The following is a 20,594-nucleotide window of genomic DNA, read 5'->3' as shown; positions in this document are numbered from 1 at the left end:
GAGCTCTTGATCCTTCGGTTGTCCGTCAGGTGGTACTTCCCATCGTCAACGATCACGGGCCGTCATACATTCCTGACCGGGAAATCCGCCGAAAACAACCTCAGGCGCGGTACAACGCCTCGACCTCGCCGGCGTAGGCGTTCTCGATCGCCTTGCGCTTCAGCTTCAGTGACGGCGTCAGCAGTCCGTGCTCCTCGGTGAACGGCTGCGCGAGGATGCGGAAGGTGCGGATCGACTCGGCCTGCGAGACAAGGGTGTTGGCGGCGACCACCGCGCGCCGCACCTCCGTCTCCAGGTCCGCGTCGCGCACCAGCTCGGCCGGTGTCATCTGCGGTTTGCCGCGCATCTGCAGCCAGTGCTCCACGGCCTCCTGGTCGAGGGTGACCAGGGCGGCGATGTACGGGCGGTCGTTGCCGACGACGATGCACTGGTTGACGAGCGGATGGTCCCGGACACGCTCCTCGAGAAGGCCCGGGGCCACGCTCTTGCCCCCCGAAGTCACCAGGATCTCCTTCTTGCGCCCGGTGATGGTGAGGTAGCCGTCCTCGTCGAGGGAGCCCAGGTCGCCGGTGGCCAGCCAGCCGTCGTGCAGCGTCTCGTCCGTGGCCTTGGGGTTGTTGAGGTAGCCCTGGAAGACGTTGGCGCCGCGCAGCCAGATCTCGCCGTCGTCCGCGATGTGCACGGTCATGCCGGGGATGGGCTGCCCGACGGTGCCGTAGCGGGTGTGCCCGGGCGGGTTGGCGGTCGCGGCCGCCGTCGACTCGGTCAGGCCGTACCCCTCGTAGATGTGCACGCCCGCGCCGGCGAAGAACAGGCCGAGCCTGCGGTCCATCGCAGAGCCCCCGGACATCGCGTGCCGGACCCGGCCGCCCATCGCCGCCCGCACCTTGGAGTACACGAGCTTGTCGAAGAGCTGGTGCTGCACGCGTAGACCCGCCGACGGACCCGGGCCGATGCCCCAGGCCCTGGCCTCCACGGCGTCGGCGTACTTCACGGCGATCTCCACGGCCTTCTCGAACGGCCCGGCCCTGCCCTCGCGTTCGGCCTTGCGGCGAGCCGCGTTGAACACCTTCTCGAAGATGTACGGCACGGCAAGGAAGAACGTCGGCTGGAAGGCGGCCAGGTCGGGCAGCAGGGCCGCCGCGTTCAACTGGGGCTGGTGGCCGAAGCGGACCTTGCCGCGGATCGCGGCGACCTGCACCATCCGGCCGAAGACGTGCGCGAGCGGCAGGAACAGCAGCGTCGCCGCCTCGTCGCCCTTCTTGGAGTGGAACACCGGCTCCCAGCGCTCGATGACCGTGTCCGCCTCGTACATGAAGTTGCCGTGCGTGATGACACAGCCCTTGGGGCGGCCCGTGGTGCCCGAGGTGTAGATGATCGTCGCGGTCGAGTCCGGCGTGACCGCCTCCCGGTGCCGGTGCACCACCTCGTCGTCGAGATGGGCGCCGGCGTCGTACAGCTCCTGCACGGCGCCCTCGTCCAGCTGCCACAGCCGGCGCAGCTGCGGCAGCCGGTCGATGACGGTGGCGATCGTCATCGCGTGGTCCTCGTGCTCCACGATCGCGGCCGTGCACTCGGCGTCGTACAGCATCCAGAAGCACTGCTCGGCCGAGGAGGTCGGATAGATCGGCACCACCTGGGCGCCGATCGTCCACAGCGCGTAGTCGAACAGCGTCCACTCGTAACGGGTGCGGGACATGATGGCGACCCGGTCGCCGAACCGGACGCCGCCGGCCAGCAGGCCCTTGGCGAGGGCGAGCACCTCGTCGCGGAACTCGGCGGAGGTCACGTCCCGCCACCGGTCCAGCTCGTCCTTGCGGCCGAGCGCGATGTGCAGCGGGTCCTCCTGGGCGTGCTGGAAGACGACGTCGGCCAGACCGCCCACTGGAGGTGCCAACGCCAACGGAGGGTTGGTGAACTCGCGCAAACCCCGCTCCCCGCTCCTCAGCCATCGGATACGTAGCTCCGCAGCGCCGTGAAAGCTACCCCACCCGGGGACGGGGCGGGAGGGGGCGGGAACGCGAGCAACGCTCTTGTATGCGCTGGTCAGTGCCGGAAAATGGGCTCACATGGGGAAGGGTCGGACAGAAAGCTGACGGTTGAGTAAGTTTCGGAGCCGTAATCTCCACCGAATCTGTACGACCCGATTACGCCCCACGGAGCCCCTGCCGAAGATCGGCTGCGCGGTGCCGCACTCTCTTCCTTCAGCGTCGCAACGGCGGATTCCGTCACTCCTGTCCGCTCCGTCCCGGGTGTCCTGACCAGGGCGAGGACGAGCAACCCCGGCCGGGGTGCGGGCGTCGTCGTGCGCGCCCGCTAACGCCGGTGCAGCCGGTCGCCGCCCGCCAGGATCGACGCCGCCAGCGCGTCCGCCGCGCCGTGGGCCGACGCGCGCCGCCGCCCGTGCACCAGCACGAAGTCCACCCGCCCCAGCTCCGGCAACCCTGCCCGCGCAGGGACCCGGACCAGACCGGGCGGGACCAGGCCCCGCGAGTGCGCCATCACGCCGAGCCCCGCCCGGGCCGCCGCGATCAGCCCGTTGAGGCTGCCGCTCGTGCACACGATCCGCCACTCCCGCCCCTGCCGCTCCAGCGCCTCCAGGGCGAGGGCCCGGGTGATGCCCGGTGGCGGGAACACGATGAGCGGCACCGGGCGGTCGGGGTCCAGCCGGAGCCGCTCCGCGCCGATCCACACCAGTTCGTCGTGCCAGACCGGCTCGCCGCGCGGATCCTCCGGACGCCGCTTGGCCAGCACCAGGTCCAGCTTCCCGGCCGCCAGCTGCTCGTGCAGTGTGCCCGACAGCTCGACCGTCAGCTCCAGGTCGACCTCGGGGTGGTCGTAGCGGAAGCCCTCCAGGATCTCCGGCAGCCGGGTCAGCACGAAGTCCTCCGACGCGCCGAACCGCAGCCGGCCGCGCAGCCGCGTACCCGTGAAGAACGCGGTCGCCTGCTCGTGCACCTCCAGGATCCGGCGCGCGAAGCCGAGCATCGCCTCGCCGTCCTCCGTCAGCTCCACGGAGTGGGTGTCCCGGGTGAACAGCTGCCGCCCGGCGGCGTCCTCCAGTCGCCGGACGTGCTGGCTGACCGTCGACTGGCGCAACCCGAGCCGCCTGGCGGCCTGCGTGAAGCTCAGCGTCTGGGCCACCGCCAGAAACGTACGCAGATGGGAGGGGTCGTACACGCCGACCACGCTACCCGGTCATCACGGAACGCGATGACAGTCAGAGCCGTATGACGGATTCCCGATCACTGTCCGCGAGAGGACGATGGAGAGGGGCCGTCCGGCCTCGCACACGCTGGAAACACATCCTCGAATCAGTACGTGGAGCACCGTGAAACGCCTGCAGTGGCCGAGTTGGATGCCGATCGACCCGTACATCCTGCTGTTGCTCGGGACAGTGGGCCTCGCGGCCCTGCTCCCGGCACGCGGGACGGCAGCCGACGTCGCCTCCGGCGCCTCCACCGCCGCGATCGCCTTCCTCTTCTTCCTCTACGGAGCCCGCCTGTCCACGCGGGAGGCGCTGGACGGGCTGAAGCACTGGCGGCTGCACGTCACGGTCCTCGCCTGCACCTTCGTGATCTTCCCCCTGCTCGGCCTCGCCGCCCGCGGCCTGGTCCCGGTCCTCCTGACCCACCCCCTCTACCAGGGACTGCTCTTCCTCACCCTCGTCCCCTCCACCATCCAGTCGTCGATCGCCTTCACCTCCATCGCCCGCGGCAACGTGCCCGCCGCGATCTGTGCCGGCTCCTTCTCCTCACTCGTCGGCATCGTCGTCACCCCGCTCCTCGCGGCCTCCCTGCTCGGCAGCAGCGCGGGCGGGTTCTCCGCCGACTCCCTGGTCGAGATCGTGCTGAAACTGCTGGTGCCGTTCGTCGCCGGGCAGCTGCTGCGGCCGTGGATCGGCAACTTCGTCGCCCGGCACAAGAAGGTGCTGGGGCTCGTCGACCGCGGCTCGATCCTCCTCGTCGTCTACACCGCCTTCAGCGAAGGCATGGTCCAGGGCATCTGGCACCAGGTCAGCCCGGCCCGGCTCGGCGGACTGCTCGTCGTCGAGGCAGTCCTGCTCGCCGTGATGCTCGCCCTGACCTGGTACGGCGCCAAGGCGTTGCGCTTCAACCGCGAGGACCGGATCGCCATCCAGTTCGCGGGTTCCAAGAAGTCCCTCGCCTCAGGACTGCCGATGGCGAGCGTCCTGTTCGGCGCGCACGCCTCGCTGGCCGTGCTGCCGCTGATGCTCTTCCACCAGATGCAGCTCATGGTCTGCGCGGTGATCGCCAAACGCCGCGCCCGCGATCCTCAGGAGGACCCGGTCAGCGCAGGGGAGTCAGCCGCAACGACACGAACCGCGGTCGGTACCGGGACACGTCCCCGTTGATGCTCGCCGACGCCCCGGTCGTCTCCAGCCAGTTCACGTCGTAGCTCACCACCAGCCGCCCGCCGCCGCTCAGTTCGGGATGGACCTGCGGGTTGTACGCGGCGACCCGGCCGTCCGGCAGCGGCGGGCCGAAGGCCTTCGCCGGCCCGTGCCAGGGCCCGGCCGGGGAGCAGGCCCAGTACGAAGTGATGCTGGTCAGTCCCTCGGCACCCGCCGCCATCGTGAACAGCACGTACGTCCCGCCGACCCGCACCACCGAGAACGCGCTGCCCACCTTCGCGCCCCGCACGGCTCGCGGCCGCACGCCCCACCCCGACCCGTCCCAGTACCGCCAGGCGCCCGGTTCCGCGAGCCGCCCCTCCGGCACCCGCGCCACATACGCCGACGAGGCCGGCCGGGACACGGCCTGACCGTCGTCGCCGCCGAAGACGTACGTCCAGCCGCCCTCCTCCAGCAACGTCGTCCCGAACAGGAGCCGCCGGGACGGATCCGGCACCAGCTGCTGGTCGAGGACCTTCACCACGGACTCGACCCGCAGTTCGGGCAGCGACAGCGTGGCGACCTCCGTGGCGGTCGGCACACCGTAGATCCACGGGGACTGCCCCGCCGTCCGCACCCACAGCACCACCCGCACGACCTGCTCCGCCGAGCCCGGGGAGCGCGGCTCGACGCGGGCGGCTACCGGCCAGCGCCACTGGTTTTGGGCCGGGTCCGGGAAGAGCGGGGCGGGCAGCGTGGACTCCAGACGCCCCTCGCGCATCAGCACCGCCGAGTTGCGCACCAGCGGTGCCGACGTGTCCCGCCAGGCCGCGGACTCACCCGCGGGATTGGGCGGGCCGTGCACCGGCCCCAGATAGGTGTCCGAGAACAGCCACAGCAACCGGCCGTCCGGCAGCCGCACCGAGTGGGTGCCGTCGCCGCCGGTCCAGTCGTCGGTGCGCCGGGAGTCGTCGCCGTAGCGGGCGAACTCCGCGGTGAGCGCCCGGTCCGCCGACCACGATCCGACCGTACGGGCCCGGCACGCGCCGCCGCCCTCCCGGCCACCGTCGTCCGGGAGGGCGGTGAGCAGCACGGCCCCGAGGACCAGGGCCAGCAGCAGGCCGAGCCCCGTCCCCGTCCGCTGCCGTGCTCGTGCGTCGTCGGGCACGCTCCGCGACGTTAGTGGCTACCGCTCACATGGTCCATGGGCCGACGTGCCGTCGTCTGTTGTGGCAGGTGGTCAGGCCGGCGGCGGTGCTCGCGTTACGGCGGAGGCAACGCCCGCCCTCCTCGGCCGCGCGGTCCTGACCGCCACCGCCGAGATCCCTGCCCTGACCCGAGGCCCGGTGGACTGACGCTCGCGGCGACGACGCGCCGTCGCCGCCGACGCCGGAGCGGCAGCATTGCCGGAAGTACGGCCGCCGGGCCGGGACCTGGCACGGGGACGGCCGCGCCCGCCCTGCGGCAGACAAGGGCGTCCGGGTCGTCGGCCGGCACCTGCAGGGTGTAGCCGTCCGGACAGGCGGGCCCCGGTTCACCCCGGGGACCCGGGTCCCCCTTCTCGCCCTTCGGCCCGGCCACACCCTGGGACCCGTCGGTGCCCGAAGGCCCCACAGGGCCGGAAGCGCCATCCGTACCGTCGGTGCCCGGCGGGCCCTGCTCACCGGGCGGACCGGAGGGCCCCGGTGAGCCTTCCGGCCCCGGCGGACCCATGGCACCGGGCTCACCGCGCGGGCCGGGCGCGCCCGGTGCCCCGCCCGCGCCGGGGACCCCGCGCTCGCCCTTCTCGCCCCGCTCGCCGGGCAGCGCCGCGGGCACCCGGATGCGGTCGATCAGATCGTCGACGGCCTCGGAGGGGTCCGGCGCCGCGGGGGTGCCGCCACCCGCCTCGACCTGGGCACGCAGGGCGCGGACGTCCCGCGCGAGCGTGGACAGGGCCTGGCCGCGGCGGTCGGCCTCGGCGCGCATCTGGGCGGCCCTGCGGTCCCCGGCGTCGATGCGCGCCCAGAGGATCACCGCCACGCCACACAGCGCGATCAGCACACAGACGAGGAACACGCTGCGCCAGCGCGGGGCGAGCAGCCGCTCGAAGCGAGACTTCACGGCGCACCTCCGAGTCGGTGGATGTCGAGCCTGAGCCGCGCGATCTCCGACTGGTCGGCGGCGTGCAGCGTGGACAACTCGCTGATGCGCGAGTCCCGTTCGGCGACCTGCCGTTCGAGGCGGTCGCGCTTGGCCTGCAGCCTCTCGGTCAGGCTGGAGTAGCCGTTCAGCGCGTTCTCCCCGCGTTTGCCCAGGTACGCCACTACGGCCGCGCCCAGCGCACCCGCGCAGGCGAGTAACGAGCCGAGCAGGGTCGTGCCGGCATCCACGTGACTGCCTCCCACTGGCCGACAGGCCGCGCGGCAGGCGGCCCATGGAACTCACTCGGAGCAACGACTCAGGGGCTTCGTGGTATGCGGAAGGCAAACGCCATACCCCGGACGGGTGTTGACAGCCACCAGAGCTGACGCAGGCGTTCACGGGCCTGTTGATCCGGATTTCCGGTACGGACCGCTGATGACGGCTAACGTTCCGTCATGACCGCACCACTCGCGCTGGATCCCGCGCGCACAGCCCTCGTCCTGGTCGACCTGATGGACCGGATCGTCGCGCTGCCCCTGGAGCCCCGGAAGGGTACCGAAGTCCTCGCCGTCGCCGAGGAGTTGGCGAAGGCCTTCCGTTCGGCGGGCGCGCCGGTCGTCCTGATCCGCGTCGAGCGCCCGAACGTGCCCGAGCAGCCGCCCGGCAGCGGCCTTGCGGCCGGCCTGCTCCGGGACGGCGACATCGAGATCGTCAAGCGGACCATAGGCGGCTTCCAGGGCACAGGCCTGGACGACCACCTCCGCCAACGCGGCATCACCACCCTGCTGTTCGGCGGCATCACCACCAACCTCGGCGTGGAGTCCACCGCCCGCGCGGCAGGCGACCTCGGCTACGAGCTCGTCTTCGTCGAGGATGCGATGAGCGCGTTCACGGGGGCGGAGCACGAGGCATCGGTGCGGCTCGACTTCCCGCGGCTGGGGGCGGTGGTGAGGGCGACGGATGTGGGGTTCATGGCCGGCTGAGGAGGGGCAGAGGTGAGTGGGCAACCGCTGGCCCCACGCGAGCAAGCCGCAACAGCCCACGGCAAGGGCCGTCCCAGGCCCCTTGGCCCCACGCGCCGGCCGCGAGGGAGCCGAAGGGGCGCGCCGGTGTCGAGAGCCCATGGGGTCCCCCGCTCGAGCGAAGCCGAGAGTGGGGGAGCGCGGAGGCGCGAAGCGCTGAGCACGGTCGGGCTCTCGACACCGGCTGAAAGCGCCCCGCAGACGACCGAGCAATCAAACACTGAGGCCCGCTGGAGCGCTTGTACGCGACCAAGCAAGAAATGCAGCGGGACCCCAACCAGCGCAGGGGGCGCTCCCCGCCGCCCGGGGTCCCGCCGCCGTGTCGCGGGTGCCGGTCAGGCCTGGGCGGCCGCGGTCCGCAGGGCGAGCCGGTGTTCGCCCGCGTACACGTTCATGGAGCTGCCCCGCAGGAAGCCCACCAGGGTCAGGCCGGTCTCGGCGGCCAGGTCCACGGCGAGGGACGACGGGGCCGACACCGCCGCGAGCACCGGGATGCCCGACATCACGGCCTTCTGCGCCAGCTCGAAGGACGCCCGGCCCGAGACGAGCAGGATCGCCCGGGACAGCGGCAGGTTCCCGTTCTGCAGGGCGCGGCCGACCAGCTTGTCGACCGCGTTGTGCCGGCCCACGTCCTCCCGGACGTCGAGCAGCTCCCCGTCCTCGGCGAAGAGCGCGGCGGCGTGCAGGCCTCCTGTCCGGTCGAAGACCCGCTGGGCCGTGCGCAGCCGGTCGGGGAGGCTTGCGAGCAGCTCGGGGTCCAGTCGGACCGGGGGAGTGTCGGTGATGGGCCAGCGGGCGGTCGTACGGACGGCGTCGAGGCTGGCCTTGCCGCACAGGCCGCACGACGAGGTCGTGTAGACGTTCCGTTCGAGTGTGATGTCGGGGACGGTGACGCCGGGCGCGGTCTTCACGTCGACGACGTTGTACGTGTTGGAGCCGTCCGCCGTGGCGCCCGCGCAGTACACGATGTTCTGCAGGTCGGTCTGTTCGGCGAGCACGCCCTCGCTCACCAGGAAGCCCGCGGCGAGTGCGAAGTCGTCGCCCGGTGTGCGCATGGTGATGGCGAGCGGCTTGCCGTTGAGCCGGATCTCGAGGGGTTCCTCGGCGACGAGGGTGTCCGGACGGGTGGAGACCGCTCCGTCCCGTATGCGGATGACCTTGCGCCGTTCCGTGACTCGTCCCATGTGCGGATCAGTCCCCGATCAGTCCCGGTTCTGTACGTGCTGGTAGCCGAAGCGGCCCTTGATGCAGAGGTTGCCGTGGGTCACCGGGTTGTCGTGCGGTGAGGTGACCTTCACGATCTCATTGTCCTGCACGTGGAGGGTGAGGTTGCAGCCCACTCCGCAGTAGGCGCACACGGTGGTCGTCTCGGTCTGCTGCGACTCGTCCCACGTACCCGCGGCGCGCATGTCGAATTCGGACTTGAACGACAGCGCCCGGGTCGGGCAGACCTCGATGCAGTTTCCGCAGTACACGCATGCCGAGTCGGTCAGCGGGGCGTCGTGCTCGACGGCGATCCGGGCGTCGAAGCCGCGGCCGGTCACGGAGATCGCGAAGGTGTTCTGCCACTGGTCGCCGCAGGCGTCGACGCATTTGTAGCAGAGGATGCACTTGTCGTAGTCGCGTACGTACAGGTCGTTGTCGACCTTGGGTTCTCGGCAGCCGTCAGCGGGCCACCAGCGAAACCTGTCGACGATATTGTCTACAGTATGGAAGAAGGGCCGGCAAGGGTTCGTGCGGCGACCGTTCGGCGCATCCTGGATACCGCTCATCGTATACGGTCGACGTGCCGCCTTCTCAACTCCCTTGCCCCTGCCTACCGTTCGGGATCATGAGTCCCCCCATAGCGCCCCCCGGCTGGAGCCGCTGGCTCGTCCCCCCGGCCGCCCTCGCGGTCCATCTCTCCATCGGCCAGGCGTATGCCTGGTCCGTCTTCAAGCCGCCGCTCGAAGCAGCGCTCGGCCTCAGCGGCACGCAGAGCGCGCTCCCCTTCCAGCTCGGCATCGTGATGCTCGGCCTGTCGGCCGCGTTCGGCGGCACGCTCGTGGAACGCAACGGACCGCGCTGGGCGATGACCGTCGCCCTGGTCTGCTTCTCGTCCGGCTTCCTGCTCTCCGCGCTCGGCGCGGCCACCGAGCAGTACTGGCTGATCGTCCTCGGCTACGGCTTCGTCGGCGGGACAGGCCTCGGCATCGGCTACATCTCGCCCGTCTCGACGCTCATCAAGTGGTTCCCGGACCGGCCGGGCATGGCCACGGGCATCGCCATCATGGGCTTCGGCGGCGGTGCGCTCATCGCCTCGCCCTGGTCCGCGCAGATGCTGGAGTCGTTCGGCGCCGACAGCCACGGGATCGCGCTCGCCTTCCTCGTGCACGGGCTGACGTACGCCGTCTTCATGACGCTCGGCGTGCTGCTCGTGCGGGTGCCGCGCAGCGAGAACCCGGTAAGCACGGCGAGCGGGCCGAGCGCCTTCGACGGCGTGCAGGTCTCGGCGCGAGGCGCCGTGCGCACTCCGCAGTTCTGGTGCCTGTGGGTCGTGCTCTGCATGAACGTGACCGCCGGCATCGGCATCCTGGAGAAGGCCGCCCCGATGATCACGGACTTCTTCGCCGACACCTCGACCCCGGTCAAGGCGACCGCCGCCGCCGGCTTCGTCGCCCTGCTCTCGGCGGCCAACATGGCGGGCCGCATCGGCTGGTCGTCGACCTCCGACCTGATCGGGCGCAAGAACATCTACCGTGTCTACCTGGGCGCCGGCGCGTTGATGTACGGGCTCATCGCGGCGTTCGGCGACTCGTCCAAGCCGCTGTTCGTCCTGTGCGCGCTGGTGATCCTGTCGTTCTACGGCGGTGGGTTCGCGACGATCCCCGCGTACCTGAAGGACCTGTTCGGGACGTACCAGGTCGGCGCGATCCACGGTCGGTTGCTGACCGCCTGGTCGACGGCCGGCGTCCTCGGACCGCTGATCGTCAACTGGATCGCCGACCGCCAGGAGGAGGCCGGCAAGCACGGCTCTTCCCTGTACACCCTGTCCCTGTCCATCATGATCGGACTGCTCGCGCTCGGCTTCGTCGCCAACGAGCTCGTCCGGCCCGTCCACCCCCGCCACCACGTCCCCGCACCGCCCTCGAAGGAGGCAGCCGATGTCCAGCGACACCAGTCCGCCTAGCCGGCGCGGCCTCATCGCCTTCGCCTGGCTCTGGGTGGGGGCGCCGCTCGCCTACGGGCTGTACGAGCTCGTACAGAAGGCGACGCAGCTGTTCACCGGGTAGGCGTACGGAAAATGTTCGGGCGTCCGAAGGTCTGACGGAAGCCGACAACGCGGGCGCCCGATTCCTGTGGCCTTACCTGCCCGCGTACCCGTGAGTCACTGATCAGACTTGTGGATCCCGCTATCCACGGCAATCAGGGGGACCACCCAATGAACGGCTCACGTATCGCCGCCGTCGGCCACTACCAGCCCGCCAAGGTGCTCACCAACGCGGACCTGGCGGGCATGGTCGACACCAGTGACGAGTGGATCACGTCCCGGGTGGGCATCCGCACGCGCCACATCGCCGGGCCCGACGAGCCCGTCGACGAGCTGGCGGCGCACGCCGCGGCCAAGGCGCTCGCTGCCGCCGGACTCGCGCCCGACGACATCGACCTCGTCCTGGTCGCCACCTCCACTGCCGTGGACCGCTCCCCGAACATGGCCGCGCGGGTCGCGGCACGCCTCGGCGTCCCGCGGCCTGCCGCGATGGACGTGAACGTGGTGTGCGCAGGCTTCACCCACGCCCTGGCCACCGCCGACCACACCCTCCGCGCGGGCGCCGCGACCCGCGCGCTGGTCATCGGCGCCGACAAGATGTCCGACGTGACCGACTGGAGCGACCGCACGACGTGCGTACTCGTCGGGGACGGGGCGGGCGCCGCCGTGGTGGAGGCCTGCGCCGTGGGCCAGGAACCCGGCATCGCACCCGTGCTGTGGGGCTCGGTACCCGAGATGGGGCACGCCGTACGCATCGAGGGGCAGCCCGCGCGGTTCGCACAGGAGGGGCAGAGCGTCTACCGCTGGGCCACCACCCAGCTGCCGCCCCTGGCCCGCAAGGCCTGCGAGCGGGCCGGCCTCGTGCCCGAGGACCTCGCCGCCGTCGTGCTGCACCAGGCGAACCTGCGCATCATCGAGCCCCTCGCCGAGAAGATCGGCGCGGTCAACGCCGTCGTCGCCCGCGACGTGAGCGAGTCCGGCAACACCTCGGCCGCCAGCATCCCGCTCGCCTTCTCCAAGCTCGTCGAACAGGGCGCGATCTCCACCGGGGACCCGGTGCTGCTGTTCGGGTTCGGTGGGAACCTGTCCTACGCCGGCCAGGTCGTCCGGTGCCCCTGACCTGCTCGTACGACGGGGTGGCCGGCGGCGGATGCGGGACGTGACGCGGTCAACTCGCCCAGGGCCTGGCGCTTGTGCGCCGTAGACTGTAGACGAAAGACAATCGATACTGGCTCTCCAGTGGCACTGGTCCGGTGCCACTGGTCCGGTGCCACTGGTCCAGTACGACCGGCTTTCCGGCTTTCGGGTCGCAGGTGCCCGGCGTTGCCCAGGAGGGGGACCGACCGATGTTGTCGACAGGACTGCCGCAGGGCGCGGTGCCCAAGCTCGAACGGCCCGGCCCGCTGCGCGACCGCGTCTACGAGGCACTGCTCGAACTCATCACCACGCGCGCCCTCCAGCCCGGTCAGCATCTCGTCGAGAGCGAACTCGCAGGCCACCTCGGCGTGTCGCGTCAGCCGGTGCGGGAGGCGCTGCAGCGGCTCAACACGGAGGGCTGGGTCGATCTGCGGCCCGCCCAGGGCGCGTTCGTGCACGAGCCGACGGAGGAGGAGGCCGACCAGCTCCTCACGGTCCGTACGCTGCTCGAGGCCGAGGCCGCCCGGCTCGCCGCCGCCAACGCGGGCAGCGCCGGTGTCGCCGCCCTCGAAGAGCTGTGCGCGGAGGGCGAGAAGGCGGTCGTCGCGGACGACGTGGACGGCGCGGTCGCCCTGAACGCCCGCTTCCACGCGAAGATCATGGAGCTCGCCGGCAACGCGGTCCTCGCCGAACTCGCGGCCCAGGTCGACCGCAGGGTGCGCTGGTACTACACACCGATCGCCCGGCAGCGCGGGCAGCAGTCCTGGATCGAGCACCGGGGACTCATCGCCGCGATCACCGCCCGGGACGAGCAGCGGGCCACACAGCTGATGCGCGAGCACACGGAGCACACGCGGACGTCGTATCTCGCCCGCGCGAAGTCCTGAGGCGCCGTCCTCTCACCGCGCGATCGGGCGACGACCGGGATCGCGGCCAACCCACCCACCCGGGGCGGAGGTTCGGCGAGCGCGGAGGCCGTGAGTCGCCGAGCAGTGCGGGTGCCAGGGCCGGGCAACTTGCGGGTGCCAGGGCCGCGCAACTCGGGGCGGCCGCAAGCGCACGTCCTCGTCGCGATTCCGGCTCGCCTCGGCGTGGCGCGCGAGGTGCTGCGGCGGCGCAACTCCTCGCCGAGCCGACCGCGTCCCGCGCCAGGTGTCCATCCGGCCGACGCCAGGCCGGCGAACAGGCCGGCGGTGGTTACCCACAGCGTGTCCGGCGCCGCGCGCCCCGCGCGCCGTACCTGATCGAGGCCGGATCCCGTAGCCGCGCCGTGGGCGCGGTGTGCACGGGACCTTACGTGACGGACTTCTTTGTCCTGTGAGTGGAGAAAGTTGCCGGCAATCCACGCACAGCTTCTTCCCAGGTTCGGCGGTCGCTGCTACGTTCCCCTCGAAAGCCCGATACTGGTGGCCGAATTGAGGCGGGGAGGGGCACGTGAGACGCATGACGGCACGACCCGCCAACGCACACCAGGCCAGACTGCTCAAGCTGTTGCGTGACGCAGGCCCCAACTCCCGGGCACAGCTGGGTGATCAGGTCGACCTCTCGCGGTCCAAGCTGGCCGTGGAGGTGGACCGGCTCCTGGAGACGGGCCTGGTCGTGGCCGACGGACTCGCCGCCTCGCGCGGCGGCCGGCGTTCCCACAACATCCGGCTCAACCCGGAGCTTCGTTTCCTGGGCGTCGACATCGGCGCGACCTCGATCGACGTCGCGGTCACCAACGCCGAACTCGAGATCCTCGGGCACGTCAACCAGCCCATGGAAGTGCGCGAGGGCCCGGTCGCGGTCTTCGAGCAGGTCCTGTCCATGGCCGCGAAACTGAGGGCCCCCGGGCTCGCGGAGGGGTTCGACGGCGCCGGCATCGGTGTCCCGGGCCCGGTCCGCTTCCCCGAGGGCGTACCGGTCGCCCCGCCGATCATGCCTGGCTGGGACGGCTTCCCCGTGCGGGAGGCGCTCAGCCAGGAACTGGGCTGCCCGGTCATGGTCGACAACGACGTGAACCTCATGGCGATGGGGGAGCAGCACGCGGGCGTCGCCCGCTCCGTGGGCGACTTCCTCTGCGTCAAGATCGGCACCGGCATCGGCTGCGGCATCGTCGTCGGCGGTGAGGTGTACCGCGGTACCACGGGCAGCGCGGGCGACATCGGGCACATCCAGGCCGTGCCCGACGGACGCCCGTGCGCCTGCGGCAACCGGGGCTGCCTGGAAGCCCACTTCAGCGGGGCGGCCCTCGCCCGCGACGCTCTGGAGGCGGCCCAGCAGGGCCTGTCGGCGGAGCTCGCGTCGCGGCTGGAGACGAACGGCGGCCTGAGCGCCGTCGATGTCGCCGCCGCGGCCGCCGCGGGCGACGCCACCGCGCTCGACCTGATCCGCGAGGGCGGCAATCGCACCGGTCAGGTCATCGCCGGCCTGGTCAGCTTCTTCAACCCGGGGCTCGTGGTGATCGGGGGCGGGGTGACCGGACTCGGCCACAACCTGCTCGCCGCGATCCGCACCCAGGTCTACCGCCAGTCGCTGCCGCTGGCGACCGGCAATCTTCCCATCGTCCTGGGCGAGCTGGGCCCCACCGCCGGAGTCATCGGCGCCGCTCGCCTCATCAGCGACCACCTGTTCTCACCCGCGTAAGCAGACCCGACCAGTTCCTCAGTACTCCTCATCCGCACGGCGCTCTGCTCCGCCCTGCCCTCACACGCCTGCCCCGCAGGCGGAACGCCCTGAAACCGGCCCGCACGCCCGCCGAGGGGAACCGTCATGTCACCAGAACCACCGCTGCTCAGCATGTCCGGCATCACCAAGTCGTTCCCCGGAGTCCGGGCCCTCGACGGCGTCGACCTCGACGTCCAGGCCGGTGAAGTGCACTGCCTGCTCGGCCAGAACGGGGCCGGGAAGTCCACCCTGATCAAGGTCCTGGCGGGCGCCCACCAGCCCGACGGCGGGACCATCCGCTGGCGCGGCGAGCCCGTGACCCTGCGCTCGCCGATCGCCGCCATGCGGCTCGGCATCGCCACCATCTACCAGGAACTCGACCTGGTGGAACACCTGTCGGTAGCCGAGAACGTGCACCTCGGCCATGAACCCACGGCCGCCGGTTTCGTCGTACGGGGGAAGGCGGCCCGCGCCTCAACGGCACAACTGCTGAAGCGTCTTGGCCATCCCGAGATCGACCCGGCCCGCCTGGTGGGCGAGTTGTCGGCGGCCCAGCAGCAGATCGTCTCCATGGCGCGGGCGCTCTCCCACGACGTACGGCTGATCGTGATGGACGAGCCGTCCGCCGCCCTCGACCCCGACGAGGTCGACAACCTCTTCCGGATCGTCGGCGACCTGACCGCCGACGGCGTCGCCGTCGTCTACATCTCGCACCGGCTGGAGGAGATCCGCCGCATCGGCGACCGAGTGACCGTGCTGAAGGACGGTCGGGCGGTGGCGGGCGGGCTGCCCGCGAAGACGACGCCGACCCGCGAGGTCGTCGCACTGATGACGGGACGCAACGTCGAGTACGTCTTCCCCGAGCGGCCGTCGGGGGGCGGCCGCTCGGGGGGAGAGCCGCTACTGGAGGTGCGAGGGCTCGCCAGGGACGGCGAGTTCGAGCCCCTCGACCTGGCGGTGCGCCCCGGCGAGATCGTCGGCCTCGCCGGGCTGGTCGGTTCGGGACGCTCGGAGATCCTCGAGACCATCTACGGCGCCCGGAAGCCGAGCGCGGGTCAAGTCCTGGTCGACGGGCGCCCGTTGCGGCCCGGCAGCGTGCGCGCGGCCGTGCGCGCCGGGCTGGGACTCGCCCCCGAGGAACGCAAGGCGCAGGCGCTGCTGTTGCTGGAGTCCGTCACCCGTAATGTCTCGGTCTCCTCCATGTCCCGCTTCTCGCGGGGCGGTTGGATCGACCGGGGTGCCGAACTGGGGGCGGCGCGCGCCGCGACCCGCGAGCTGTCGCTGCGTCCCGACAACCCCTCCGTGCCCGTGCGCACCCTCTCCGGCGGCAACCAGCAGAAGGCCGTCCTGGCCCGCTGGCTGCTGCGCGGCTGCCGCGTCCTGCTGCTCGACGAGCCCACCCGGGGCGTCGACGTCGGCGCCCGCGCCGAGCTGTACGCGGTCGTGCGCCGCCTCGCCGACGAGGGCCTCGCCGTACTGCTGGTCTCCAGCGAGGTGCCCGAGGTCCTGGGACTCGCCGACCGTGTGCTGGTGCTCCGCGAGGGCCGCGTCGTCCACACGGCGCCCGCCCGGGAGCTCGACGAACACCGCGTACTCGACCTGGTCATGGAAGGAAGCCCGGCGTCATGACGCAGCCCGTGTCCCCGCCGCGGGACGGCACCGACAAGGTGCCCTCGGTCGGCCAACTCCCCGCCTGGCGCGGGTTGATGGCCCGTGCCGACGTCCGCACCCTCTCCCTCCTCGGCGTGCTCGCCGCACTGATCGTCATCGGAGGGATCACCAAGCCCGACGAGTTCCTCGACACCCGCAACCTCCAACTCGTCCTCACCCAGGCCTCGGTGATCGGTGTCGTCACCGTGGGCATGACCTTCGTCATCACCTCCGGCGGCATCGACCTGTCCGTCGGCGCGATCGTCGCCCTCGCCTCGGTGTGGGCGACCACCGTCGCCACCCAGGAGTACGGCTTCGCCGGCATCCTCTTCACCGCCGTGATCGTCGGCGTCGGGTGCGGCTTGGTCAACGGGCTGCTCATCGCGTACGGCGGGATGGTCCCGTTCATCGCCACGCTGGCCATGCTCGCCTCGGCGCGCGGGCTGGCGCTGCAGATCACCGACGGCAAGACACAGATCGTCACCATCGGCAGCGTCCTCGACCTCGGCGAGCGCGACGCGTACGTGCTCGGTGTTCCGCCGCTCGTCATGGTCTTCGCGGTCGTCACGATCATCGGCTGGCTGATCCTCAACCGCACGACCTTCGGGCGGCGCACGGTCGCCGTCGGCGGCAACGCGGAGGCGGCCCGCCTCGCCGGTATCGACGTACGCCGCCAGCGGCTGTACCTGTACCTGCTGTCCGGACTGTGCTGCGGCATCGCCGCCTTCCTGCTGATCATCCTGTCCGGCTCGGGCCAGAACACCAACGGCAACCTCTACGAACTGGACGCCATCGCGGCCGCGATCATCGGCGGCACGCTGCTCAGCGGGGGCCGCGGCACCATCACGGGCTCCGTGCTCGGCGTTCTGATCTTCACCACGATCACCAACATCTTCGCCCTGAACAACCTGCAGAGCGACGTCCAGCAGATCGCCAAGGGCGCGATCATCGTCGCCGCCGTGCTGGTCCAGCGCCGTACCGCAAGCACGACCTGAGGAAAGGGTTCACCGACATGCCAGAGCCGACGCCTTTCACGAGCCGCAGAGGACTGCTCTTCGGGGCCGCCGCCGTATCCACGGGTGCCCTCCTCGTTGGTTGCACGAGTAACGAGCCCAAGGACGAGAAGCCGGCGGCGAACGACCAGCCGGCCGCCGACGACAAGCCGGGCAAGCCCGTCACCATCGGCTTCGCGGGACCGCAGGCCGACCACGGCTGGCTCAACGCGATCAACGACAACGCCAAGAGCCGCGCCAAGAAGTACTCGGACGTCACCCTGGAGATCACCGAGGGCTCCAACGACACCGCCGCGCAGATCGGCCAGATAGAGACGCTGATCAACAAGAAGGTCGACGTGCTGGTGGTGCTGCCCGCCGACGGCAAGGCGCTCACCCAGGTCGGCCTGAAGGCGATGCGGGCCGGCATCCCGGTGATCAATCTCGACCGGATCTTCAACACCCCGCAGGCCTACCGCTGCTGGATCGGCGGCGACAACTACGGCATGGGCCTCAACGCCGGCCACTACATCGGCGAGAAGCTCAAGGGGAAGTCCGACGCCAAGGTCATCGAGCTCGCCGGCATGGACAACCTGGCGCTGACCAAGCAGCGCACCCAGGGCTTCGACGACGCGCTGAAGAACTACCCCAACATCAAGAAGGTGGCCCGGCAGGCCGCCGAGTTCACGGTGGAGTCGGGACAGGCCAAGATGGCCCAACTGCTCCAGGCCCAGCCCCAGTTCGACGCACTGTGGAACCACGACGACGACCAGGGTGTGGGCGCGCTGCGCGCCATCGACCAGGCCGGACGCGACGACTTCCTCATGGTCGGCGGCGCGGGCGCCCTGTCCGCCTTCCAGGCCATCAAGCAGGACAACGGCGTCCTGAAGGCGACCGTCCTCTACCCGCCCACCATGGCCGCGTCCGCGATCGACCTGGCCCGTGCCCTCGGCCAGGCCAAGGGCGTCGGCGGTCTGGCCGAGTTCGAGATCCCGGCCTCCATCACGCTCTACTCGGCCGTCGTCGACAAGGACAACGTCGACCAGTACATGCCCACCGGCTTCCGCTGACACGTGTCGCCCGCACCCCCCACGGCGCCACCACCACCAGGACGAGGAGGACATCCGTATGGCACAGCCGCAGCAGTCGGACGGATCAGGGGGAGAGAAGCCACCGCTCCGCGTCGGCATGGTCGGCTACGCCTTCATGGGCGCCGCCCACTCCCAGGGCTGGCGCACCGTGGGCCGCGTCTTCGACCTGCCCCGCCGCCCGGTCCTCGCCGTGATCTGCGGCCGGGACGCGACGGCCGTGCGGGCGGCGGCCGACCGGCACGGCTGGGCGGCCACCGAGACCGACTGGCGCGCCCTGATCACCCGGGACGACGTCGACCTCGTCGACATCTGCACCCCCGGCGACAGCCACGCCGAGATCGCCCTCGCCGCGCTGGCCGCGGGCAAGCACGTCCTGTGCGAGAAACCCCTCGCGAACACCGTCGAGGAGGCCGAGGTCATGGCCCGGGCGGCCGAAGAGGCCCAGAACAGCGGCCAGTTGGCGATGGTCGGCTTCAACTACCGCCGGGTCCCCGCCACGGCCCTGGCCCGGCGGATGGTGGCCGAGGGCAGGCTCGGCACCCTGCGGCACGTGAGGGTGACGTACCTTCAGGACTGGCTCGTGGACCCGGAGTTCCCCCTGACCTGGCGACTGCGCAAGGAGCTCGCGGGCTCCGGTTCGCTCGGCGACCTGGGCGCGCACATCGTCGACCTCGCGCAGTACCTGGCCGGAGAGAGGCTGGCCGGCGTCTCCGCCCTGACCGAGACGTTCGTACGGGAGCGCCCGCTGCCCGTCGGCGCCACCAGCGGACTGTCCGCCGTCTCGGCGGCCGGCACCGGCACGGTCACCGTCGACGACGCCGCCCTGTTCACCGGGCGGTTCGCCTCCGGCGCCCTCGCCTCCTTCGAGGCAACCCGGTACGCCACCGGGCGCAAGAACGCCCTGCGCATCGAACTCAACGGCGAGCGCGGCTCGTTGGCCTTCGACCTGGAGCGGCTCAACGAGCTCTGGTTCCACGACGGCACCGAACCCGGGACCCACGCCGGCTTCCGCCGCATCCTCGTCACCGAGCCCGACCACCCCTATCTCGACGCCTGGTGGCCGCCGGGCCACGGCCTCGGCTACGAGCACACCTTCGTCCACCAGGCCCGCGACCTGGTCCACGCCGTCGCCGAGGGCCGCAGGCCCGAGCCCTCCTTCGCCGACGGCCTGCAGGTCCAGCGTGTCCTCGCCGCGGTCGAGGAGAGCGCCGAGAAGAACTCCGTCTACACGCCCATAGCGGTCTGAGGAGGCCCTGTTCCATGCCCCGCCAGTTCACGCTCTTCACCGGTCAGTGGGCCGACCTGCCCCTGGAGGAGGTCTGCCGCCTCGCCCGCGACTTCGGCTACGACGGACTCGAACTCGCCTGCTGGGGCGACCACTTCGAGGTCGACAAGGCCCTCTCGGACCCGTCCTACGTCGACTCCAAACGGGCACTGCTCGACAAGTACCGCCTCAAGTGCTGGGCCATCTCCAACCATCTGGTCGGCCAGGCGGTCTGCGACGCCATCATCGACGAACGCCACCGGGCGATCCTGCCCGCCCGCATCTGGGGCGACGGGGACGCGGAGGGCGTACGGCGACGGGCCGCCGCCGAGATCGCCGACACCGCACGGGCCGCCGCGGCCTTCGGCGTCGACACCGTGATCGGCTTCACCGGCTCCGCCATCTGGCACCTGGTCGCCATGTTCCCGCCCGCGCCGGAATCGATGATCGAGCGGGGCTACGAGGACTTCGCCGAACGCTGGAACCCCGTCCTCGACGTGTTCGACGCGGAGGGCGTGCGGTTCGCACACGAGGTCCACCCCAGCGAGATCGCCTACGACTACTGGACGACGCACCGGGCCCTCGAGGCCGTGGGGCACCGCCCCGCCTTCGGCCTGAACTTCGACCCCTCGCACTTCGTGTGGCAGGACCTCGACCCGGTCGGCTTCCTGTGGGACTTCCGCGACCGCATCTACCACGTGGACTGCAAGGAGGCCCGCAAGCGCCTCGACGGCCGAAACGGCCGTCTCGGCTCCCATCTGCCCTGGGGCGACCCGCGCCGCGGCTGGGACTTCGTGTCCGCAGGCCACGGCGACGTGCCCTGGGAGGACGTCTTCCGCATGCTGCGCTCCATCGACTACCGGGGGCCCGTCTCCGTGGAGTGGGAGGACGCCGGCATGGACCGGCTCCAGGGCGCCCCCGAGGCCCTGAACCGGCTCAAGGCCTACGACTTCGAGCCACCGTCGGCCTCCTTCGACGCGGCCTTCGGCAACTGAGCCCTCTCGACCCTCCGGGATGACGGCGCATCCCGGCGTACCGCACCCGCCCGTACAACCGGCCCCATT

18 protein-coding genes and 1 pseudogene are annotated in these 20,594 nt (G+C 71.1%); 12 read left to right on the top strand and 7 right to left on the bottom strand.

From position 1 onward, the window contains the following. Nucleotides 1–100: 100 nt before the first annotated feature. Nucleotides 101–1,927, bottom strand: a complete 1,827-nt coding sequence (locus tag ABZO29_RS10200; RefSeq protein ID WP_367319818.1) for a long-chain fatty acid--CoA ligase — start codon at nt 1,925–1,927, stop codon at nt 101–103. A 389-nt stretch (nt 1,928–2,316) separates the two neighbouring features. Further along, on the bottom strand, nt 2,317–3,180 hold the full coding sequence (locus ABZO29_RS10195) for a LysR substrate-binding domain-containing protein (RefSeq protein ID WP_367319817.1): 864 nt from the start codon (nt 3,178–3,180) through the stop codon (nt 2,317–2,319). 178 nt (nt 3,181–3,358) lie between these two features. On the opposite strand from ABZO29_RS10195, the gene ABZO29_RS10190 reads away from it, so the two are divergent. Then, nucleotides 3,359–4,375: a bile acid:sodium symporter family protein gene (locus ABZO29_RS10190; protein ID WP_367326099.1), complete on the top strand. Its 1,017-nt coding sequence runs from the start codon at nt 3,359–3,361 to the stop codon at nt 4,373–4,375. Here ABZO29_RS10190 and ABZO29_RS10185 read toward each other — a convergent pair. The 3 genes from ABZO29_RS10185 to ABZO29_RS10175 form a co-directional block, all read right to left on the bottom strand. Continuing rightward, nucleotides 4,311–5,522, bottom strand: a complete 1,212-nt coding sequence (locus ABZO29_RS10185) for a DUF4185 domain-containing protein (RefSeq protein ID WP_367319816.1) — start codon at nt 5,520–5,522, stop codon at nt 4,311–4,313. The two genes, ABZO29_RS10190 and ABZO29_RS10185, sit on opposite strands and share 65 nt — an antisense overlap. Before the next feature lie 95 nt (nt 5,523–5,617). Next, nucleotides 5,618–6,457 (bottom strand): collagen-like protein, encoded by an 840-nt coding sequence (locus ABZO29_RS10180; protein WP_367319815.1) that lies wholly within the window; start codon nt 6,455–6,457, stop codon nt 5,618–5,620. Continuing rightward, a complete protein-coding gene (locus ABZO29_RS10175) occupies nt 6,454–6,726 on the bottom strand; it encodes a hypothetical protein (protein ID WP_367319814.1) in 273 nt (90 codons plus the stop codon). The genes ABZO29_RS10180 and ABZO29_RS10175 overlap by 4 nt, the downstream gene beginning before the upstream one ends. Before the next feature lie 207 nt (nt 6,727–6,933). On the opposite strand from ABZO29_RS10175, the gene ABZO29_RS10170 reads away from it, so the two are divergent. After that, nucleotides 6,934–7,461 carry an isochorismatase family protein gene (locus tag ABZO29_RS10170; RefSeq protein WP_367319813.1) on the top strand — a complete coding sequence of 176 codons (528 nt, stop codon included), beginning with the start codon at nt 6,934–6,936 and terminating at the stop codon, nt 7,459–7,461. A gap of 374 nt (nt 7,462–7,835) precedes the next feature. Here the strand turns inward: ABZO29_RS10170 and fdhD are convergent, their stop codons facing one another. Both fdhD and ABZO29_RS10160 read right to left on the bottom strand, forming a co-directional pair. Then, complete coding sequence (gene fdhD, locus ABZO29_RS10165) at nt 7,836–8,684, bottom strand: formate dehydrogenase accessory sulfurtransferase FdhD (RefSeq protein WP_367319812.1); 849 nt, start codon at nt 8,682–8,684, stop codon at nt 7,836–7,838. Between the two features lie 18 nt (nt 8,685–8,702). Further along, nucleotides 8,703–9,155 (bottom strand): annotated as a pseudogene (locus tag ABZO29_RS10160) (4Fe-4S dicluster domain-containing protein); the annotation flags it as partial. A gap of 176 nt (nt 9,156–9,331) precedes the next feature. Between ABZO29_RS10160 and ABZO29_RS10155 the strand changes: the two are divergent. The 10 genes from ABZO29_RS10155 to ABZO29_RS10110 all read left to right on the top strand — a co-directional run bounded on the left by ABZO29_RS10155 (nt 9,332) and on the right by ABZO29_RS10110 (nt 20,525). Continuing rightward, the gene (locus ABZO29_RS10155) at nt 9,332–10,669 is read left to right on the top strand and encodes an OFA family MFS transporter (RefSeq protein ID WP_367319811.1); all 1,338 of its coding nucleotides are present in this window, start codon (nt 9,332–9,334) and stop codon (nt 10,667–10,669) included. Next, nucleotides 10,644–10,772 carry a hypothetical protein gene (locus ABZO29_RS10150; RefSeq protein WP_367319810.1) on the top strand — a complete coding sequence of 43 codons (129 nt, stop codon included), beginning with the start codon at nt 10,644–10,646 and terminating at the stop codon, nt 10,770–10,772. Before ABZO29_RS10155 ends, ABZO29_RS10150 begins: the two co-directional genes overlap by 26 nt. A gap of 149 nt (nt 10,773–10,921) precedes the next feature. After that, nucleotides 10,922–11,869, top strand: coding sequence for a beta-ketoacyl-ACP synthase III (locus ABZO29_RS10145; RefSeq protein ID WP_367319809.1), 948 nt, complete (start codon nt 10,922–10,924; stop codon nt 11,867–11,869). Nucleotides 11,870–12,096: 227 nt separating this feature from the next. Beyond that, complete coding sequence (locus tag ABZO29_RS10140) at nt 12,097–12,774, top strand: GntR family transcriptional regulator (protein WP_367319808.1); 678 nt, start codon at nt 12,097–12,099, stop codon at nt 12,772–12,774. 556 nt (nt 12,775–13,330) lie between these two features. Further along, entirely contained in the window at nt 13,331–14,512 is a 1,182-nt protein-coding gene (locus tag ABZO29_RS10135; RefSeq protein ID WP_367326098.1) for an ROK family protein, read from the top strand. Nucleotides 14,513–14,638: 126 nt separating this feature from the next. After that, complete coding sequence (locus ABZO29_RS10130; RefSeq protein ID WP_367319807.1) at nt 14,639–16,162, top strand: sugar ABC transporter ATP-binding protein; 1,524 nt, start codon at nt 14,639–14,641, stop codon at nt 16,160–16,162. After that, complete coding sequence (locus ABZO29_RS10125) at nt 16,159–17,178, top strand: ABC transporter permease (RefSeq protein ID WP_367319806.1); 1,020 nt, start codon at nt 16,159–16,161, stop codon at nt 17,176–17,178. The genes ABZO29_RS10130 and ABZO29_RS10125 overlap by 4 nt, the downstream gene beginning before the upstream one ends. Before the next feature lie 17 nt (nt 17,179–17,195). Further along, a complete protein-coding gene (locus ABZO29_RS10120) occupies nt 17,196–18,245 on the top strand; it encodes a substrate-binding domain-containing protein (RefSeq protein WP_367319805.1) in 1,050 nt (349 codons plus the stop codon). A 58-nt stretch (nt 18,246–18,303) separates the two neighbouring features. Continuing rightward, nucleotides 18,304–19,512, top strand: coding sequence for a Gfo/Idh/MocA family protein (locus ABZO29_RS10115; protein ID WP_367319804.1), 1,209 nt, complete (start codon nt 18,304–18,306; stop codon nt 19,510–19,512). A 14-nt stretch (nt 19,513–19,526) separates the two neighbouring features. Beyond that, the gene (locus ABZO29_RS10110) at nt 19,527–20,525 is read left to right on the top strand and encodes a sugar phosphate isomerase/epimerase family protein (protein ID WP_367319803.1); all 999 of its coding nucleotides are present in this window, start codon (nt 19,527–19,529) and stop codon (nt 20,523–20,525) included. Nucleotides 20,526–20,594: the final 69 nt, after the last annotated feature.

Source organism: Streptomyces sp. HUAS ZL42 (assembly GCF_040782645.1).
In the GTDB taxonomy this organism is placed as follows: Bacteria; Actinomycetota; Actinomycetes; order Streptomycetales; family Streptomycetaceae; genus Streptomyces.
This window is presented reverse-complemented; position numbering and strand designations above follow the sequence as displayed.

Bases quoted from the DNA above. Each gene is read 5' to 3' on its own strand.
- ABZO29_RS10190 (WP_367326099.1), top strand. From the start codon at position 3,359: ATGCCGATCGACCCGTACATCCTGCTGTTGCTCGGGACAGTGGGCCTC.
- ABZO29_RS10170 (WP_367319813.1), top strand. From the start codon at position 6,934: ATGACCGCACCACTCGCGCTGGATCCCGCGCGCACAGCCCTCGTCCTG.
- fdhD (WP_367319812.1), bottom strand. From the start codon at position 8,684: ATGGGACGAGTCACGGAACGGCGCAAGGTCATCCGCATACGGGACGGA.
- ABZO29_RS10155 (WP_367319811.1), top strand. From the start codon at position 9,332: ATGAGTCCCCCCATAGCGCCCCCCGGCTGGAGCCGCTGGCTCGTCCCC.
- ABZO29_RS10150 (WP_367319810.1), top strand. From the start codon at position 10,644: ATGTCCAGCGACACCAGTCCGCCTAGCCGGCGCGGCCTCATCGCCTTC.
- ABZO29_RS10145 (WP_367319809.1), top strand. From the start codon at position 10,922: ATGAACGGCTCACGTATCGCCGCCGTCGGCCACTACCAGCCCGCCAAG.
- ABZO29_RS10140 (WP_367319808.1), top strand. From the start codon at position 12,097: ATGTTGTCGACAGGACTGCCGCAGGGCGCGGTGCCCAAGCTCGAACGG.
- ABZO29_RS10135 (WP_367326098.1), top strand. From the start codon at position 13,331: ATGACGGCACGACCCGCCAACGCACACCAGGCCAGACTGCTCAAGCTG.
- ABZO29_RS10130 (WP_367319807.1), top strand. From the start codon at position 14,639: ATGTCACCAGAACCACCGCTGCTCAGCATGTCCGGCATCACCAAGTCG.
- ABZO29_RS10125 (WP_367319806.1), top strand. From the start codon at position 16,159: ATGACGCAGCCCGTGTCCCCGCCGCGGGACGGCACCGACAAGGTGCCC.
- ABZO29_RS10120 (WP_367319805.1), top strand. From the start codon at position 17,196: ATGCCAGAGCCGACGCCTTTCACGAGCCGCAGAGGACTGCTCTTCGGG.
- ABZO29_RS10115 (WP_367319804.1), top strand. From the start codon at position 18,304: ATGGCACAGCCGCAGCAGTCGGACGGATCAGGGGGAGAGAAGCCACCG.
- ABZO29_RS10110 (WP_367319803.1), top strand. From the start codon at position 19,527: ATGCCCCGCCAGTTCACGCTCTTCACCGGTCAGTGGGCCGACCTGCCC.